The following is a 16,322-nucleotide window of genomic DNA, read 5'->3' as shown; positions in this document are numbered from 1 at the left end:
GTATCGGACGGACCGTATCACCTCAAACATGACCATCAAGCCATGAAAAATTGACCTCAATGGGGGGGTGACACGGGCGGATGATGATAGTAATGCACACGCAGCGAACTGGGGAGGCGCCGTCGCGACAGCCGACACGCCCAGCCACCCATTGTCGAGGGAGCGACCATGAAAGCCGAGACATTCCTGCCGGATGACTACAGACCGGCCGAAGACGAACCGTTTATGAATGACAATCAGCTGGAATATTTCCGGCGCAAATTGCTCGCCTGGCGCTCTGACATCCTTGAAGACAGCCGCGACACGATTGAGGCTATGAAGGGCGCGACCCGCAACATCCCCGATATCGCAGATCGCGCGTCAGAGGAAACCGATCGTGCGTTGGAATTGCGCACCCGTGACCGCGAACGCAAACTGGTTGCCAAAATCGACGCCGCCCTGCGCCGGATCGATGAGGGTGAATACGGCTATTGTGATGTCACGGGGGAGCCGATTTCCCTCAAACGTCTGGATGCACGCCCTATCGCCACGATGAGCCTTGAGGCGCAGGAGCGCCATGAGCGCCGTGAAAAAGTCCACCGCGACGATTGATCCTGTAGGGGTGAGGACGGACAAGAGACAACGGGCGGCGATCCAAAGCGGGTCGCCGTTTTTGTTTGAGGGGCAGGATGCAACACCACATGACAGAGTTTGAGTTCACGGGCAGGCAGATGCGCGGCAAACGTGTGGCTGTTATCGGGGCAGGGATCGGCGGGCTGACGGCGGCCCTTGCCTTTGCCAGGGCGGGTGCTGTGGTCGAGGTGTTTGAACAGGCCGCCGAGATCAAAGAGGTTGGCGCGGGCATCCAAATTTCCCCCAACGGCGCGCGGACCCTGATCGCGCTGGGCTGTGGCCCTGCAATGGAGGCGGCGAGCCTGAAGGCCGCCCACGTGATGCCGGTGGATGCGCTGACGGGGCGCAAAGTGACGCTGTTCAACCTGCAAGATCAGATGCCGCCCTATCGGTTTTTTCACCGCGCCAGCCTGATTGGCCTTTTGGCGCGGGCGGCACAGGATGCTGGGGCAAAGATCTATCTGGGTGTCCGCGCGGTCAGTTTCGGGCCGGACGGTGGTGCGTCGACGTCTGAGGGGCCGATCAAGGCGGATCTGATCGTGGGGGCGGACGGTATTCATTCCATTTCTCGCGTGCTGACGAATGGTGCGGCCGAGCCCACATTTACAGGACAGGTGGCGTGGCGCGCGGTTGTGCCACTGCGCAAGCCGATGGTGGGCGCGCAGGTTTGGATGGCACCAAGGCGCCATGTCGTGATGTATCCGCTGATGGAGGGTCTGCTGAACATCGTGGCCGTGCAGGAACGAAAGACTTGGGCGGCAGAGGGGTGGCACCACGCTGATGATCCTGCCCATTTGCAAGCAGCCTTCGCCGATTGCGCGTCTGGCTTGCAGGACGTGTTGTCAAAGGTTGAGGCGCCCTTGATCTGGGGGCTGTTCCGGCATCCTGTGGCAGATGTGTGGCACACCAAAAGCGTGGCCATCCTGGGCGACGCGGCGCATCCAACGTTGCCGTTTCTGGCGCAGGGGGCGAATCTGGCGATTGAGGACGCTTTTGTAATGGCGCGGTGTTGTGATGTCAGCACGGATGTGCAGGCGGGCTTGGCGCGTTATGAGGCTTTGCGGAAACCGCGCGTGACACGGGCGATTGCGGCGGCCAACGCCAATGCGCGCAATTACCATTTGTCTGGCATCCAGCGGCGGGTTGCGCATCTGGGGTTGAAGACGTTGGGGGCTGTTGCACCCCAGGCGTTTCTGAACCGCCTGGACTGGCTCTATGGCTATGACGTGACGCAGAACGACGCTGTTTGAGGCGCATATGCGCCCAAATGCGCCCCGCCCTCCGTCCCAGATTGGCCGGTGCTATGCGTCGAGATCGACCCAGACGGGGACGTGGTCGGATGGCTTTTCCCGGCCTCTGACGTCGGCCTCGATCCAGCAGTCGCGCATGAGGTCAGCGCATTGAGAAGACAGCAAAAAATGGTCAATCCGAATGCCGTCATTACGGTCCCATGCACCGGCTTGATAGTCCCAGAATGAATAGTGGCCTGCGCCTTGATGGCGGGCACGGAAGGCTTCTGTCAGGCCAAGGTTCAGCAGCCGCCGAAACGCCGCGCGACTGTCGGGACGAAACAGGGCATCGTCGGTCCAGGCCTCGGGGCGTTTGGCGTCCTCAGGTTGGGGGATGATGTTGTAATCGCCCGCCATCAAAAACGGCTCTTCTGTGGTCAATAGGGCCTCCGCCCGTTGGCGCAGCCGATCCATCCAGCGCAGTTTGTAATCGTACTTTGGCCCTGGGGCAGGGTTGCCATTGGGCAGATATAAGCCACAGATTTTAATAGGTTTTTCACCCATCACTGTAGCTTCGATATAGCGCGCCTCAATATCGTCTTCACCGTCGCGGCCGGTGCCAGTCCCGCCCGGCAGGCCACGTGTGACATCTTCAAGCGGCAGTTTGGACAGAATGGCCACGCCGTTGAACCCCTTTTGTCCATGGGTTTCGACAATAAATCCCATGTCTTCAAAGTGTTGACGGGGGAACCCTTCGTCGACGGATTTGATTTCCTGCAAAATGGCAACGTCTGGTTTTGAGGCCTCCAACCAGTCCGTTAGCGCACCGATGCGGGCCTTGATACCGTTGATGTTGAACGTTGCAATTTTCATGTCTGAGCCCTCGGCTGTTCGGCCTTGTTTTGCCCGTCAAATGCGGGGGGCACAACCCGCACACATGCTGTGCAGACCGCGCGTGTTCAGCGAATGCACATGTACTACATCGAAAAGCTGACGCCACATCCGCAGGAGCTGGAGGCGTTGGGGTTTTCGATCACGAAGCGCGCGCCGATCAGCTCTTCCGTGAAATCGATGGTCGCGTCGGCCAGAAACGGCAGCGAGATGCTGTCGATGACCACCCGTTCGCCGGAACCTTCGAGGACAAGATCATCCTCCTTGGCCTCATCCAGATCAATTTCGTACTGGAAGCCGGAACAGCCGCCCCCTTCGACAGCAATGCGAAGGGCCTTGCCCGAGGCATTGGCACCGATCTCGGACAGGCGTTCGAAGGCGCGAGGGGTCACTTTGGGGGGCAGGGTCAACATTTTGGCCACCTTTTCATGGTCAGACTGGCCGCTGGGGCCATGACACAATATAGGAGGCTGAGGCAGAGGCGACAAGACGGGGCCATAAGGACAGGGATGGCCGGTTTTGTTGCCAGATAATAAGGGACAAAAGGCGATGGCGGCACCTTATGCGTGCAACCCGATGGCGGCCCGTGGGCGCCTGTATTCGGAGGACGAGAGCGAATTTCGGTCCCCATTTCAGCGGGATCGGGACAGGATCATTCATTCCAGCGCGTTTCGGCGGCTGAAACACAAGACCCAAGTGTTTGTGGAACATGAAGGCGACTATTTCCGCACGCGGCTGACCCATTCCATTGAGGTGGCGCAGGTGGCGCGAACCATTGCGGGCGCTTTGGGATTGAATGGTGAGCTGACGGAGGCTGTGGCGCTGGCCCATGATCTGGGTCACACGCCCTTCGGCCATACCGGAGAGGACGCGCTGGCCGCGCTGATGGCACCCTATGGCGGGTTCGATCACAATGCGCAGGCGATCCGCATCGTGACCTCTCTTGAAAGGCATTATGCCCAGTGGGATGGGCTGAACCTGACGTGGGAAACCTTGGAGGGGATCGCCAAGCACAACGGTCCTGTGGTGACGGACGGTGGCGAACCGGTGCCTTATGCGTTGGAGGATTATAACGCGCGGCACGATCTGGAATTGCACACCCATGCTTCGGCTGAGGCGCAAGTGGCGGCGCTGTCTGATGATATTGCCTACAACCATCATGACATACACGATGGATTGCGGGCGGGCCTGTTTACAACTCAGGACCTGATGGGCCTGCCGATTGTTGGCCCTTGTTTTGCCGAAGTGGATGCGACCTATCCCAACTTGGATGAGGACCGCCGCAGACATGAGGCGTTGCGGCGCTTTTTCGGAGTGTTGGTTGAGGATGTCATCGCGGTGAGCCGGGCGAACCTACGCGAAATAGACGCGCAGACGTGTTCGGATGTGCGCGGGGCCGGACGCATGATGGTGCAGTTTTCACCCGCCTTATGGGCGGATCTAAAGGTCGTGCGGCGGTTTTTGTTCACCCAGATGTACCGCGCGCCGTCAGTGGTGAAGATGCGGGCAGAGGTGACCCAAGTGGTCGAGGATTTGTTTCCGTTGTTCATGGCCCAACCGGAACACTTGCCGCAGGCCTGGCGCGACGACGTGGCGGCCGCCGCGGATGAGGTCGGGCTGGCGCGGATTGTGTCAGATTACATTTCGGGGATGACCGACCGTTTTGCGTTGGACACGCATGCACGACTTATGGGGTAGGGGCGTATCTCAGGCTAGGTCCGCGATCGGCGGACCAGTGTGATGATCGCCAGATACCCCACAACGAACACACCAGTGGCCAGCGTTGCGCCCATATTGTCGGCTGCCAACCCGTCCGGATAGTCGATGTAGCCCCGCGGCTGCCCGTTCAGGCCCGTGCGGAACAGCGGCGCTGTCCACAAAAGCAGCAAGGTCAAGATGGCCGCAGGCAGCGTCCAGATCAGAGGCGCAGGCAATCGCGTGCCCCAGCGGACCTGGATCAACGCAGGCAGGGCAAACCATCCCAGCCCGAGAGGATAAAGATAAAGTGCCGCAACGCCGACCTGTGTGCCCTCAACCGGCAATGTGTCCGCCCAGGCAAACAAGCCCACCCCAAGCACGATCACGCACAAAACGCCCAGTGTCAGCGTCACCAGCCACGCGGGCGGGTCGTCTGTCATACGCACGCAGGCGGCGGCCAGAAACGGGAACAGCGGCAACAAAAGCAAGGCATTGGTGTTCACCGGATCGGCATAAAGGACCCAAGTGGTAGACACAAAGACCATCACAAGGGTCAGGACCACCCCGGGCACGGCGACCCAACGCAGCTTGGGTTGGGTCGACAGCAGGACGTAGAAGCTCAGGGTCAGAAGGCCCGAGGCTGGCAGGGTCAGCGTCTGGATCAAAGCCACCATCGGCACATCTGTGAAGAACGGATCAATGTTGACCATCAGTGTGACAGCCTCAAAAAGTGACGTGGGGCGTTGCGCATCTGAGGGATAGAGAGACCATCCCGCCAGACCGCCGCCTCCGTCCGGCACGGGCCAGGTGATGAGAACCGTCGCGACGAAGGCCAGCGCACTCAACATCATCCCAAGACCCATCACAGGCACAGCAAACAGCCCCCCCTTTTCGCGGCCCGCTGCAGCCAAAGTGGTGCCAAGCAAAAGCGTGGTCAGATAGCCCATCAGCGCATGAAACTGCGTCACACGGTTGAATTTCGCGCTGTCCGGTATCGCATCAGCGGCTTGAAACAGGGGCGAGACACCGGGTGCAAAAAGCTCAATCCGGATGAGGACAGCGGTCAGTGCAAAAAGCATCGCCGAAAGGGCCGTCAGAAAGAACAGGGTGCGGGTCATAAGAGAGGCTCGTTGACGTCTGGTGTGACAGTGCTAAACGGACCTTTGATCGAAAGGAAGTGCCATGAACCTGTTTGCCGATATCCGCGCCCATGTTGTTGAGTGTCTTGAGGCGATGGTGCGCGAGGGCGCGTTGCCGGAGGGGCTGTCGTTCGACAACGTCACGGTTGAGCCGCCGCGCGATGCAGCGCACGGCGACATGGCGACGAATGCGGCGATGGTGTTGGCCAAACCCGCGAAATCCAAACCGCGCGATATTGCCGAAGCGCTTGCTGCCAAACTGGCGGGCGACGACCGGATTGTCAGCGCCGATGTGGCGGGACCGGGGTTTTTGAACCTGCGGCTGGCGCCGAGCGTCTGGGCAGACGTGGTGCGGGCGGTGCTGACGAACGCTGATTTTGGCCGCTCTACCATGGGGCAAGGCAAGCGGATCAACGTCGAATATGTCTCGGCCAACCCCACGGGGCCGTTGCATGTGGGCCACACGCGGGGCGCCATTTTTGGCGACGCGCTGGCGTCCTTGCTGGATTACGCGGGTTTCGACGTCACGCGGGAATACTATATTAATGACGGCGGCGGGCAGGTCGATGTCCTCGCGCGGTCAGTTTACCTGCGCTACTTGGAGGCTCACGGCCAAGAGGTGACGTTTGAGGATGGCACCTATCCGGGCGATTACCTGATTGACGCGGGCGAAGCGCTGAAGGCGAAGGTCGGTGATGCATATTTGGGAAACAGCGAAGACGTATGGCTCGCCCCCGTGCGGGAGTTTGCGACTGAGGCGATGATGGATCTCATTCGGGCGGATCTGGCGTCTTTGGGCATCGAAATGGATGTGTTTTTCTCGGAGAAATCTTTGTACGGCACCGGCCGGATCGAAGAGGCGATCGAGAGCCTCAAGGCGAAGGATCTGATCTATTGGGGGGCGCTGAAGCCGCCTAAGGGCAAGATGCCCGACAACTGGGAAGCCCGAGAGCAGTGGTTGTTCAAATCCACCGATTTTGGCGACGACGAAGACCGCGCCGTGCAGAAAGGCGATGGGGCCTGGACCTATTTCGCCCCCGACATTGCGTATCATTATGATAAGGTTTCCAGGGGCTTCGACGCCCTTGTTGATGTGTTTGGCGCCGATCACACGGGCTACGTCAAACGGATGAAGGCGGCTGTGGCGGCGTTGTCGGATGATGCGGTGCCGCTGGATATCAAGCTGGCGCAGATCGTGCGGCTGTTCAAAAACGGCCAAGAGTTCAAGATGTCCAAACGGGCGGGCACCTTCATCACCGTCAGCGATCTGGTGGACGAGGTGGGCAAGGATGTCGCGCGGTTCATCATGCTGACGCGCAAGAACGACACGCCGTTTGATTTTGATTTCGACAAGGCGGTGGAACAGTCCAAGGACAACCCTGTGTTCTACGTGCAATACGCCCATGCGCGCGTGCACTCCGTGCTGCGCAAGGCTGCCGATGCGGGCATCAACACGTCTGATCTGGCCGCCGCCGACCTGACGCTGGCCGCCCATGAGGCCGAATTGGCGCTGGCCGCCAAAGCCGCCGAGTGGCCCCGCGTGGTGGAAATTGCCGCGCGCACGAATGAGCCGCACCGCGTGGCCCTCTACCTTTATGACCTCGCCTCTGAGCTTCACGGGCTGTGGAACCGCGGCAATGACGATCTGTCCTTGCGGTTTATTCAGGATGACGTGGCCGCGTCACAGGCGAAAATCGCCCTGATCCGTGCCGTTTCCGTTGTAATTGCACACGGATTGGGTATTCTTGGCGTCACACCGGCTGAAGAGATGCGCTAAAGCGCACGCCGCCGGTTTGACGTAGGCAAGGCAGCAGGGGGGCGCACACGTTCCCCGATATGAGGCAGTTATGGCAGATTTTACCGCAGGCCCGCAGGGGTCAGGCTCCGCGATTCCGGCAGGCAAATACGTGAATATTGCAGCAGCGGCGGTGTCCGTGGCGCTGATCGGCGGGGTCGGCGTTTGGGGCTATAAGCTGTTGATGCGCGATGTGACGGGCATCCCCGTGGTGCGCGCCATGGAAGGTGACATGCGGGTGGCACCGGAGAATCCGGGCGGTGAGATTGCATCCAACATCGGGCTGTCGGTCAATTCCGTGCCCGCTGATGGGGGGGCGGCAGAACCTCAGGACCGGTTGGTGCTGGCCCCAAGTGGGGTCGGGCTTGAGGCCGAAGACCTTGAGGTGACCCCCACGGCTGAGGCCGCCGAGCCTGTCGTGACCCCCGCGCCCGAGATTGCCGCCGCCGTGCAGGCCACTCTGACGGATGAGGTCGAGGCCGCGCCTGAGCCTATGGCGGCAACCACACCTGTTGCTACAGATGGGCCGCTGACGGCGGAGGATGTTCTGGCCTTGGCCGATCAGATCGCTGCAGGCGCGGATCGACTGACAGATTTGCAAGACGGCGAGACTGCGCCGATTGAAGTGGCTGTCAACGGCGTCACCGTCGATCCCAACGTGATCCCTGATGCCGTGCCCGGCGTGCGGCGCTCGTTGCGCCCCACAGTGCGCCCTGCCAGTGCCGTTGTGCCGGTCGCGGCCTCTGCAGCCCCCGCGCAGACAACCACCGCCGCCAGCACCCCAATCGATGCCTCGGTCACGTCAGAGGCGCTGCCCGTAGGGACCAAACTGGTGCAGCTGGGTGCCTTCGACAGCCCTGAAATTGCAGCGTCGGAATGGCTGCGTCTGACAGGCACCTATCCGGATTTCTTCAACGGCAAAGATCAAGTCATTCAGCAGGCCACATCCGGCGGGCGCACGTTCTTCCGGCTGCGCGCGATGAATTTTGCAGACCTCAGCGATGCGCGCCGGTTCTGTGCGGCGATGTCCGCCGAAGGGGCGCCCTGCATTCCCGTTGTCGTCCGCTGATGACGCTGAACGCGACGATCCTTGCGCCCGCAGGATTGGAGATAACCGACTGGGAGGCCGCATTTTTTCGTGATGTTCGGCCCTTTGGCTTCATTCTGTTTGCCCGCAATGTGGACGCGCCCGATCAGGTGAGGCGCCTGTGCGCCGATCTGCGGGCCGCTGCAGGCCATGATGCGCCGATTTTTGTCGATCAAGAGGGCGGGCGCGTGCAGCGGCTGCGCAGTCCCCATTGGCGCGAATGGTTGCCGCCCATGGATCAGATGGCGCGTGCGGCGGACCCTGTGCGGTCCATGTGGGTGCGGTACCGGCTGATCGCGGAGGAGCTGCGGGCCGTGGGGATCGACGGCAACTGCGCGCCCTGCGCCGATATCGCCGGCCGCGTGACCCATCCGTTTTTGCGCAACCGCTGTTATGGCGATGATGTGGCGACGGTCATGGATGCCGCCCGCGCGGTGGCGGATGCACATCTGCACGGCGGGGTTTTGCCAGTGGTCAAACACATTCCCGGTCACGGGCTGGCGTCGGTCGACAGTCACAAGGATTTGCCCCGTGTCACCGCCAGCCGCGCCTATCTTGAGGATCAGGATTTTGCCCCGTTCCGTGCGCTGGCGGATATGCCGCTGGGCATGACTGCGCATATCGTGTTTGAGGACATCGACGACCAATCGCCCTCCACCACGTCCCGTGCCATGATGGACCTGATCCGCAACGATATCGGGTTTGGCGGGCTCTTGATGACTGACGATATCTCTATGGAGGCGCTGACAGGCGACGTGGCGGCCCGCGCGCGGGCGTCGATTGCGGCGGGCTGTGATGTGGTGCTGCATTGCAACGGCAAAGCGGACGAATTGCGCGCCGTGGCCGAGGCCGCAGGCCCGATGACACCAGCGGCGCAGGCCCGTGGTCAGGCGGCACTCTGTGCGCGCAAAACGCCCACCAGCGTTGACATTGCGGCCCTCGCAGAGGAACTTGACGACCTGATGAATTAGGGCGGCGGGGCGCGTGCGCGCGCTTGAGAGGGCAGGGATGTCAGACACCAATACCGATCCAGTGATCGACGTCAGCGATCGGCTTGCCGCCGAGGCGCTGATTGTGGACGTGGATGGGTTTGAGGGGCCTTTGGATCTTCTGCTGTCGCTCAGCCGGACGCAAAAGGTGGATTTGCGGCAGATTTCGGTGCTGGCCCTGGCTGAACAATACCTCAGCTTTATTGAAAAGGCGCGGGATTTGCGGCTGGAACTGGCGGCGGATTATCTGGTGATGGCCGCATGGCTCGCCTTTCTGAAATCCCGTTTGTTGCTGCCCCCTGACCCCACCGAAGAGGGGCCATCGGGGGAAGAACTTGCCGCGCATCTGGCGTTTCAATTGGAACGGTTGGCCGCCATGCGCGATGCGGCGGCGAAATTGATGGCACGTGATCAATTGGGGCGTGATTTTTTCGCACGAGGCATCACCGAAGACGTGACGCGGACCCGTCGGGTGACATATACCGCCACGTTGCTGGACCTGATGCAGGGCTATGCCCGCATCCGCACCAAAGACGAATTCCGCCCCTTCGTGATGGACCGCGAGAGCGTCTTTACCATGGAAGAGGCCTTGGGCCGGATGCGCGGTTTGATCGGTTTTGCGGGCGAGTGGACCGACATCCTGTCTTATCTGCCCGACGGCTGGGAAATGGACCCCGCGAAGCGGCGGTCTGCCACGGCGTCGACCTTTGCTGCATCGTTAGAATTGGCCAAGGAAGGCCGTGTCGAAATCCGCCAAAGCGACACGTTCGCGCCCATTCAGATCAGAAGGAAATCCGATGACGGATGATGTGACGGATCCCATCCCGCGCGACCCAAGCCCCGAGCAGGAAGAAAGCCTGTTCGAGGCCCCGCCGATGGGGGAACAGGAACGCATGGTGGAGGCGATTTTGTTCGCCACGGCGGAGCCCGTGACCGTCAAGGAATTGTCGGGCCGGATGCCCCACGGATGCGACCCTGCTGAGGCTTTGGTCCATCTGCGCAAACGCTATGAAGGGCGTGGCGTGGCCTTGATGAAGGTGGGCGACGCTTATGCTTTTCGCACGGCCCCGGATCTTGGATTTTTGATGCAAAAAGAGACGGTTGAGACCCGAAAATTGAGCCGTGCAGCGGTCGAGACTCTGGCGATCGTATCGTATCACCAGCCTGTCACCCGCGCCGAAATCGAAGAGATCCGCGGCGTGAGTGTGAGCCGCGGCACGATCGATCAGTTGATTGAGTTGGAATGGATTCGGTTTGGCCGGCGCCGCATGACCCCCGGGCGGCCTGTCACGTTTGTCGTGACGCAGACGTTTTTGGATCATTTCGGTCTGGAATCCGCGCGTGATCTGCCCGGGTTGAAAGAATTGCGCTCCGCTGGTTTGCTGGAAAGCAGGCCCGCGCCCGCCACCGGTGAACCCGATGACGATGAGGACGACGACGACGACCAGGCCGAGATGTTTGACGAGGCCTGAAGCTCCCTTAGTTTTGCCAAAGTTTCCCACTAGGGTGGCGAAACAGGAACGAATGCTTAAATAACGATTGTCGCAGAGCGGAGACGTCAGATGGACAGAATTTTGAGAATGATTATGCGGCGCCTTGTGAACAAGGGTGTCGACAGCGGGATCAAGGCCATGGCGCGCCGTGGAAAAACCGGTGAGGACACCGAGCAGGATCGCGAATTGGAACGCAGAGGGCGCCAGAATTCGAAGAATTTGCGCCAGGCCTCCCGTGTCATAAAACGCATTAACAGGTTCTGAATTTCGACTTAGCGAAATTTTAGGACGGCACGGGGCATAAGTCGCGCAATCCTCTTGCGTAAAGGTTTGTGCCCCATGACGTTTTCCATCCTGAACAATGCGCCCCGTCAGCCGCTAAACTATATCCGTTTGGCAATTCGCGCGCGCTTCATCGCTGCTGCGGCGATGATTGGATGTGCTGGGGTTGGCCTCTGGGCGAGTTTTCTTGGCATCAATATCGCCCTACAGCCGCTAGAAGGTGGTGCGGCGACCCATCCGTTGACCGCGGTGTGTCTGATCGCACTGGGGGTGTGCATTCTCAAGGCACAGCGGTATGGGGCTGCTCCGTTTTGGCAGGTTGCCGTGTTGGGAACGATTGTGGCGATTTGTGCCGCACGGCTGATGGATGCGGTCCTCACTGGATCGACGGGCACAACCTCAATCGGCATTCTGGGAGCGGTGGACGGGTTTTCGGGACGTTTCAGTGTCGAAGCGGCGGGTGCGATCGGCGGCTTTGCCATGGCGATGCTTTTGCGTCAGACCAGCGCCCGCCTCGGGGCGCTTTTCATGGTTTTAGGGGTGGTGATTGTCCATAGCACAATCCTCCAGCTCAGCTATGGTGTGGTGTTTTTTGGCGGTGATGTTGGTTCATTCACCTTTTTGGGGCTGGCCGCGGTATCCGTGGCAATGGTGTCAGTTTACTTGAACAGGCCCTTCGTTCGGATCGCCTTCGCCAAGGGGGGGGCAGGGGCCCAAACGCGGATCATGTTGACGACAATTGTTTTTGTGCCCTGGGCGGCCGGCATCGTTTTGTTGGTGTCGGGGTCCGTTGCGGATGGCGTTGTCATGGCAACGGTCATTGCAAGTGTGACTTTGATCATGGCGGCAGTTTTGATGTGCACAATCGCGTATCATGAAAATGCAACGACCGCCAAACGCCGCGCCGAACTTGAACTTGCCATGATGAGCCGCATTGACGCGGCTACCGGTGCCCTGAACCGTTTTGGTGTGACTGAACGGGTTGAGGCCGCTTGGCTTGATTTTCGCACCACCGCTGCGCAGTTCGGCGTCATCATGATGGATTTGGACTATTTCCGCAGGTTGGACGCCACCTTTGGTGCGGGCGAAGGGGAAGGGGTGCTTGCGCGTGTTGCGCAGACCCTGGATATCCATCTGCGGGACAGTGACGCCTTCGGGCGTTGGGGCAGCAACGAGTTTCTGCTGGTTTTGCCCGTTGGTGATGTTCGTCATTTGGAAATTGTTGCGACACGCTTGCGGGCGGCCCTCGCGAACCCCGAGAACCCATTGTGTGAGGGCTTTGCAATGATGCCCGCGACGATGGAGGTCCCTTTGGGGATCAGCGCAATGACCGACAAGGATGACGCGCCCACCGATGCAATCGTGCGGGCCGACGTCAACCTTCATACGGCAAAAGCGGATGAGGCTTCTACCGTACCGGTCTTGTCAGTCGAACAAGAGGATATGTTCATCTTCGCAGGTGACACGGTCGCGGCGTTTGACGCCGATGCTGCCGCTGACAGCGTAGAGGCCTCTGACGACGACATTGAGATGCCGAAAAAGGTCGCAGGCCGAAGGGCGGCCTAGCCGGTTGTTTTAAAATGCTTGGACAGCTTAAGGCCCTGTCCCTGGTAGTTGGATTTAATGTCTCGGCCATAAAGCGCCTTCGGCGTTTGCGACATATATTCGTAGACAAGCCGCCCCACGCTTTGGCCATGTTCCAGCACAAAGGGGGCTTCATGACATCGAACTTCCAAGACGCCGCGCGATCCTTGGCCGCCTGCGCTGTCCCATCCGAACCCAGGGTCGAAGAAGCCCGCGTAGTGGACGCGAAATTCGCCGACCATGGCGATATAGGGGGCCATTTCGGCCGCGTAATCTGGCGGGATCGCGATCGCCTCGCGGCTGACAAGAATGTAGAACGCGCCTGGGTCCAAAATGATGCGCCCTTCAGTGGTCCGGATTTCTTCCCAGAACTCTTCAACCGCGTAGTGGTCGATCTTGGTCAGATCAATCACACCGGTGTGGGGTTTGGCACGGTAGCCGACCAAATCCCCCGACGCTGGACGCAGATCCACGGAGAAGCCCAGCCCGTCGGAAATTTCGGCCTCGCCATCCACAATCGGGCTGGTTCCATGCAATGTGCGCAGCGCCGCATCGTCCAGTAAGGTGTGACCTTGCCGAAAAATGATCTGATTCAACATCAGACCAGGCTGAACCAGGACCGAGAAGGATCTTGGACAAATCTCAACATAAAGCGGTCCGCGATAGCCGTCAGGCACGCGGTCAAATTCGGTCCCATTGTCCGTGATGATCCGCGTCAACAGATCCAATCGACCTGTTGAGGATTTGGCGCTGGCCGCCCCTGCCATCCCGGCCGGCAGGGACAAAGCTTCCATCAAAGGCACGACGTAAACGCACCCTTTTTCCAGAACAGCCCCGCCGGTCAGGTCGATTTCATGCATGGTGAACTGGGCCAGCCGGTCCGCCACGCGCATGTCTTTGCCCGCAAGAAAGGATGCACGAACCCGAAACGCGCGGTCACCCAAACGCAAATCCAGCGAGGCGGGTTGCACTTGGCCATCCTGTAAAGGTGCAGGGGCGGTGATGCCGCCAGCATTGACCAGTTCGGTGATTTGGGTGTCTGACAGAACGCCGTTTTTCATCGCAGTCCCCAAATGGTGGGCAAGTTACACATGCAAAAACGCCCGTCACCGCAGGAACGGGACGGGCGGTTTTGAATGGTCGGGCTAGCAGGACTCGAACCTGCGACCTTCCGTCCCCCAGACGGACGCGCTACCAGGCTGCGCCATAGCCCGACTTCTGGGGCTTCATACCCGATTGATCCGCTGGGGCAAGGCGTAAAACGCATGTTTTGGTCAGAACCTAACGGGTTTGAATCCGGCTGCGCACATCCTCGATGCGCGCCAAAAGGGGGGCGATCTGGGCCGCATGTGCGCCAAGCGCTTCAGGATCGGTTTTCTGCAGAAGATGGAACAGACGGGCGGGCGCTTTGCTGTCGTTGTCCGACGGATCGTCCGGAAAGGTAAACGTGGGCGTAGGCGCTGGCTCAGCCGCTTCTGTGGACGCCGCAATTTCAGGCGCAGGTGCATCCTCATCCGCTGAGGTTTCTACCGCGTCCTCCACGTCTGACGCAGCTTCCGTCGGGGGTGTCGTTTCGGCCGCGTCTTCAATCACCGCGTCTTCGGTCGGATCGTCAGCAAACATATCGAGGGTACGATCATCCAACGCGTCTTTCATCGGGGGCTCATCCGGTTTTGTGTCTTCAGCAACATCTTGATTTTCGGGCGCGGTGGGGGACGCCTCGGCATTGGAGGCCGACAGGTTTAGGGACAACGCCGGGCCTTTTGCGGGATGCGGCATGGCGACCACATTTGTGATCCCGACGTCTGCCACGGGGATTGCAGCAGGGGCTGAGGGCGCGGGATCAGGGGCTGCCAAGGCGTCGGCACCCATGGAGGCTATGTGTTTGACCCCCTGTTCGCGCAACAACTTTTGTGCGCCTTTGATGGTCATGCCGTCTTCGTGCAGCAACCTCTTGATTCCGGACAACAAATCCACGTCAGCGGGACGGTAATAGCGGCGTCCGCCTGCGCGTTTCACAGGCTTGACCTGACTGAATTTGCTTTCCCAAAAGCGCAGCACATGGGCGGGGGTATCCAGCGCGTCGCTGACTTCTGAGATGGTTCGAAAGGCGTCGCGGGATTTGGACATGCTCTGGCCCCCAAGCGTAGTCGTGCAGGCGTTAACGTTTGTTGCCGTCGGCCACGCGGTCTTTCATCAGATGACTGGGCCGAAAGCTGAGGACACGGCGCGGCGTGATGGGCACTTCTTCGCCGGTCTTGGGGTTACGGCCGACGCGGGCGGCCTTGTCGCGGATGGAAAATGTCCCGAAAGAGGAGATCTTCACGCTTTCGCCGTTGGTCAAAGCATCGGACATATGGGTCAAAACGCTTTCAACGAGGTCCGCGCTTTCGTTGCGCGACAGCCCGACTTCTTGATGAACGGCGTCGGCAAGGTCCATGCGAGTCAATGTCTTGTCGGTCATTTTGGCCCCCTAGTGAATTGAACAACCTTAGGCAGACCCGAAAAAGAGAGTCAATAACAACGACTTGTCAGCCTTTGTTGACACCTACCACCGCAAAACCACAGAACCCCATGCAAGGCCCCCACCGATGGCCTCGGTCACCAGCAGGTCGCCCTGTTTGATCTGCCCGCGGGCCACCCCGACAGACAGGGCCAACGGGATCGACGCGGCGGAGGTGTTGCCATGATCCGCCACAGTCACGACGACCTTATCCATGGGCACGCCCAGCTTTTTGGCCGTGCCCTGAATGATGCGGATGTTGGCCTGATGGGGCACGATCCAATCAACATCGTCATGGCCCAGCCCCGCCTTTTCAAGGGCAGTATTGGCAGTTGAGGCAAGCTTTTCAACGGCTTGGCGGAAAAGTGCGTTGCCTTGCATTTTGATGAAACCGGTTTGTTGGCTGACCATGCCGCCGTCGACATAGAGCATGTCGCGGTGTCGCCCATCAGAATTGAGGTCGGTTCCAAGGATGCCGCGATCGGCGGCGGTGCCTGTGCCTTCCGACGCCTCAAGCACCAGCGCGCCTGCGCCGTCGCCGAACAAAACGCAGGTGGCGCGGTCGGTCATGTCGAGGATGCGGCTGAAGGTTTCGGCGCCGATCACCAGAACACGGCGGGCTTGGCCTGACAGGATCATGCCATTGGCATTGGCCAGCGCAAAAACGAATCCGGCGCAAACGGCCTGCACATCAAAGGCAAAGCCGCGGGTCATCCCTAGTTTTTGTTGGATCATCGTAGCCGCGGACGGAAATGTCAGATCGGGGGTCGACGTCGCGACAATGACCGCGTCGATGTCATCGGGCACAAGCCCGGCCATGGAGAGCGCGTTTTGCGCGGCTTTGGTGCCGAGATCGGAGGTGTATTCATCATCGGCGGCAAAATGCCTGCGCTCGATACCGGACCGTGTGCGGATCCATTCGTCTGAGGTATCGAGCGTGGACTCAAACTCGGAATTGGGGACCACGCGGTCGGGCAGGTGGTGGCCGACGCCGGTGACAGTGGCGCGAATGGTCATGTC

General features: G+C 60.1%; 16 protein-coding genes and 1 tRNA gene. 9 read left to right on the top strand and 8 right to left on the bottom strand.

Translation table 11 applies throughout. The features are described 5' to 3' along the window. Positions 1 to 168 precede the first annotated feature (168 nt). Entirely contained in the window at positions 169 to 591 is a 423-nt protein-coding gene (dksA, locus tag PSJ8397_RS03135) for an RNA polymerase-binding protein DksA (protein WP_085863086.1), read from the top strand. Positions 592 to 680: 89 nt separating this feature from the next. Continuing rightward, positions 681 to 1,862: an FAD-dependent monooxygenase gene (locus tag PSJ8397_RS03130; protein WP_235000552.1), complete on the top strand. Its 1,182-nt coding sequence runs from the start codon at positions 681 to 683 to the stop codon at positions 1,860 to 1,862. Between the two features lie 51 nt (positions 1,863 to 1,913). On the opposite strand, the gene xth is transcribed toward PSJ8397_RS03130, so the two are convergent. Together xth and PSJ8397_RS03120 are read right to left on the bottom strand one after the other, a co-directional pair. Beyond that, a complete protein-coding gene (gene xth / locus PSJ8397_RS03125) occupies positions 1,914 to 2,714 on the bottom strand; it encodes an exodeoxyribonuclease III (protein WP_085863085.1) in 801 nt (266 codons plus the stop codon). Between the two features lie 104 nt (positions 2,715 to 2,818). Then, positions 2,819 to 3,145, bottom strand: a complete 327-nt coding sequence (locus PSJ8397_RS03120) for a HesB/IscA family protein (RefSeq protein ID WP_085863084.1) — start codon at positions 3,143 to 3,145, stop codon at positions 2,819 to 2,821. A 136-nt stretch (positions 3,146 to 3,281) separates the two neighbouring features. On the opposite strand from PSJ8397_RS03120, the gene PSJ8397_RS03115 reads away from it, so the two are divergent. Continuing rightward, on the top strand, positions 3,282 to 4,430 hold the full coding sequence (locus tag PSJ8397_RS03115; protein ID WP_085863083.1) for a deoxyguanosinetriphosphate triphosphohydrolase: 1,149 nt from the start codon (positions 3,282 to 3,284) through the stop codon (positions 4,428 to 4,430). A gap of 14 nt (positions 4,431 to 4,444) precedes the next feature. Here PSJ8397_RS03115 and PSJ8397_RS03110 read toward each other — a convergent pair whose 3' ends face one another. After that, positions 4,445 to 5,548 (bottom strand): hypothetical protein, encoded by a 1,104-nt coding sequence (locus tag PSJ8397_RS03110; RefSeq protein ID WP_085863082.1) that lies wholly within the window; start codon positions 5,546 to 5,548, stop codon positions 4,445 to 4,447. Positions 5,549 to 5,612: 64 nt separating this feature from the next. On the opposite strand from PSJ8397_RS03110, the gene argS reads away from it, so the two are divergent. From argS to PSJ8397_RS03080, 6 genes are all read left to right on the top strand, one after another. Next, the gene (argS, locus tag PSJ8397_RS03105; protein ID WP_085863081.1) at positions 5,613 to 7,346 is read left to right on the top strand and encodes an arginine--tRNA ligase; all 1,734 of its coding nucleotides are present in this window, start codon (positions 5,613 to 5,615) and stop codon (positions 7,344 to 7,346) included. 70 nt (positions 7,347 to 7,416) lie between these two features. Then, entirely contained in the window at positions 7,417 to 8,433 is a 1,017-nt protein-coding gene (locus PSJ8397_RS03100; protein WP_085863080.1) for an SPOR domain-containing protein, read from the top strand. Further along, positions 8,433 to 9,422 (top strand): glycoside hydrolase family 3 N-terminal domain-containing protein, encoded by a 990-nt coding sequence (locus PSJ8397_RS03095; RefSeq protein WP_085863079.1) that lies wholly within the window; start codon positions 8,433 to 8,435, stop codon positions 9,420 to 9,422. The genes PSJ8397_RS03100 and PSJ8397_RS03095 overlap by 1 nt, the downstream gene beginning before the upstream one ends. 37 nt (positions 9,423 to 9,459) lie before the next feature. Beyond that, complete coding sequence (locus PSJ8397_RS03090) at positions 9,460 to 10,248, top strand: segregation and condensation protein A (protein ID WP_085863078.1); 789 nt, start codon at positions 9,460 to 9,462, stop codon at positions 10,246 to 10,248. Further along, positions 10,238 to 10,912 (top strand): SMC-Scp complex subunit ScpB, encoded by a 675-nt coding sequence (gene scpB, locus PSJ8397_RS03085; protein ID WP_085863077.1) that lies wholly within the window; start codon positions 10,238 to 10,240, stop codon positions 10,910 to 10,912. The genes PSJ8397_RS03090 and scpB overlap by 11 nt, the downstream gene beginning before the upstream one ends. A 360-nt stretch (positions 10,913 to 11,272) precedes the next feature. Further along, a complete protein-coding gene (locus PSJ8397_RS03080; protein WP_085863076.1) occupies positions 11,273 to 12,781 on the top strand; it encodes a GGDEF domain-containing protein in 1,509 nt (502 codons plus the stop codon). On the opposite strand, the gene PSJ8397_RS03075 is transcribed toward PSJ8397_RS03080, so the two are convergent. The 5 genes from PSJ8397_RS03075 to PSJ8397_RS03055 all read right to left on the bottom strand — a co-directional run bounded on the left by PSJ8397_RS03075 (position 12,778) and on the right by PSJ8397_RS03055 (position 16,319). Next, positions 12,778 to 13,860, bottom strand: a complete 1,083-nt coding sequence (locus tag PSJ8397_RS03075) for a 2'-deoxycytidine 5'-triphosphate deaminase (protein WP_085863075.1) — start codon at positions 13,858 to 13,860, stop codon at positions 12,778 to 12,780. The two genes, PSJ8397_RS03080 and PSJ8397_RS03075, sit on opposite strands and share 4 nt — an antisense overlap. A 76-nt stretch (positions 13,861 to 13,936) precedes the next feature. Then, positions 13,937 to 14,013, bottom strand: a tRNA-Pro gene (locus PSJ8397_RS03070). Positions 14,014 to 14,080: 67 nt separating this feature from the next. Continuing rightward, positions 14,081 to 14,929: a MerR family transcriptional regulator gene (locus tag PSJ8397_RS03065; RefSeq protein WP_085863074.1), complete on the bottom strand. Its 849-nt coding sequence runs from the start codon at positions 14,927 to 14,929 to the stop codon at positions 14,081 to 14,083. 31 nt (positions 14,930 to 14,960) lie between these two features. Further along, entirely contained in the window at positions 14,961 to 15,263 is a 303-nt protein-coding gene (gene ihfA / locus PSJ8397_RS03060) for an integration host factor subunit alpha (RefSeq protein ID WP_085863073.1), read from the bottom strand. Positions 15,264 to 15,347: 84 nt separating this feature from the next. Then, positions 15,348 to 16,319 (bottom strand): beta-ketoacyl-ACP synthase III, encoded by a 972-nt coding sequence (locus tag PSJ8397_RS03055; protein WP_085863072.1) that lies wholly within the window; start codon positions 16,317 to 16,319, stop codon positions 15,348 to 15,350. Positions 16,320 to 16,322 lie beyond the last annotated feature (3 nt).

It is taken from the genome of Pseudooctadecabacter jejudonensis (assembly GCF_900172275.1).
Taxonomy (GTDB): domain Bacteria; phylum Pseudomonadota; class Alphaproteobacteria; order Rhodobacterales; family Rhodobacteraceae; genus Octadecabacter; species Octadecabacter jejudonensis.
The sequence above is the reverse complement of the archived record's forward strand: the minus strand, read 5'-3'. Positions and strand labels throughout refer to the sequence as shown.

Bases quoted from the DNA above. Each gene is read 5' to 3' on its own strand.
- dksA (WP_085863086.1), top strand. From the start codon at position 169: ATGAAAGCCGAGACATTCCTGCCGGATGACTACAGACCGGCCGAAGAC.
- xth (WP_085863085.1), bottom strand. From the start codon at position 2,714: ATGAAAATTGCAACGTTCAACATCAACGGTATCAAGGCCCGCATCGGT.
- PSJ8397_RS03095 (WP_085863079.1), top strand. From the start codon at position 8,433: ATGACGCTGAACGCGACGATCCTTGCGCCCGCAGGATTGGAGATAACC.
- PSJ8397_RS03090 (WP_085863078.1), top strand. From the start codon at position 9,460: ATGTCAGACACCAATACCGATCCAGTGATCGACGTCAGCGATCGGCTT.
- ihfA (WP_085863073.1), bottom strand. From the start codon at position 15,263: ATGACCGACAAGACATTGACTCGCATGGACCTTGCCGACGCCGTTCAT.
- PSJ8397_RS03055 (WP_085863072.1), bottom strand. From the start codon at position 16,319: ATGACCATTCGCGCCACTGTCACCGGCGTCGGCCACCACCTGCCCGAC.
- PSJ8397_RS03130 (WP_235000552.1), top strand. From the start codon at position 681: ATGACAGAGTTTGAGTTCACGGGCAGGCAGATGCGCGGCAAACGTGTG.
- PSJ8397_RS03115 (WP_085863083.1), top strand. From the start codon at position 3,282: ATGGCGGCACCTTATGCGTGCAACCCGATGGCGGCCCGTGGGCGCCTG.
- PSJ8397_RS03120 (WP_085863084.1), bottom strand. From the start codon at position 3,145: ATGTTGACCCTGCCCCCCAAAGTGACCCCTCGCGCCTTCGAACGCCTG.
- argS (WP_085863081.1), top strand. From the start codon at position 5,613: ATGAACCTGTTTGCCGATATCCGCGCCCATGTTGTTGAGTGTCTTGAG.
- PSJ8397_RS03080 (WP_085863076.1), top strand. From the start codon at position 11,273: ATGACGTTTTCCATCCTGAACAATGCGCCCCGTCAGCCGCTAAACTAT.
- PSJ8397_RS03100 (WP_085863080.1), top strand. From the start codon at position 7,417: ATGGCAGATTTTACCGCAGGCCCGCAGGGGTCAGGCTCCGCGATTCCG.
- PSJ8397_RS03065 (WP_085863074.1), bottom strand. From the start codon at position 14,929: ATGTCCAAATCCCGCGACGCCTTTCGAACCATCTCAGAAGTCAGCGAC.
- scpB (WP_085863077.1), top strand. From the start codon at position 10,238: ATGACGGATGATGTGACGGATCCCATCCCGCGCGACCCAAGCCCCGAG.
- PSJ8397_RS03075 (WP_085863075.1), bottom strand. From the start codon at position 13,860: ATGAAAAACGGCGTTCTGTCAGACACCCAAATCACCGAACTGGTCAAT.
- PSJ8397_RS03110 (WP_085863082.1), bottom strand. From the start codon at position 5,548: ATGACCCGCACCCTGTTCTTTCTGACGGCCCTTTCGGCGATGCTTTTT.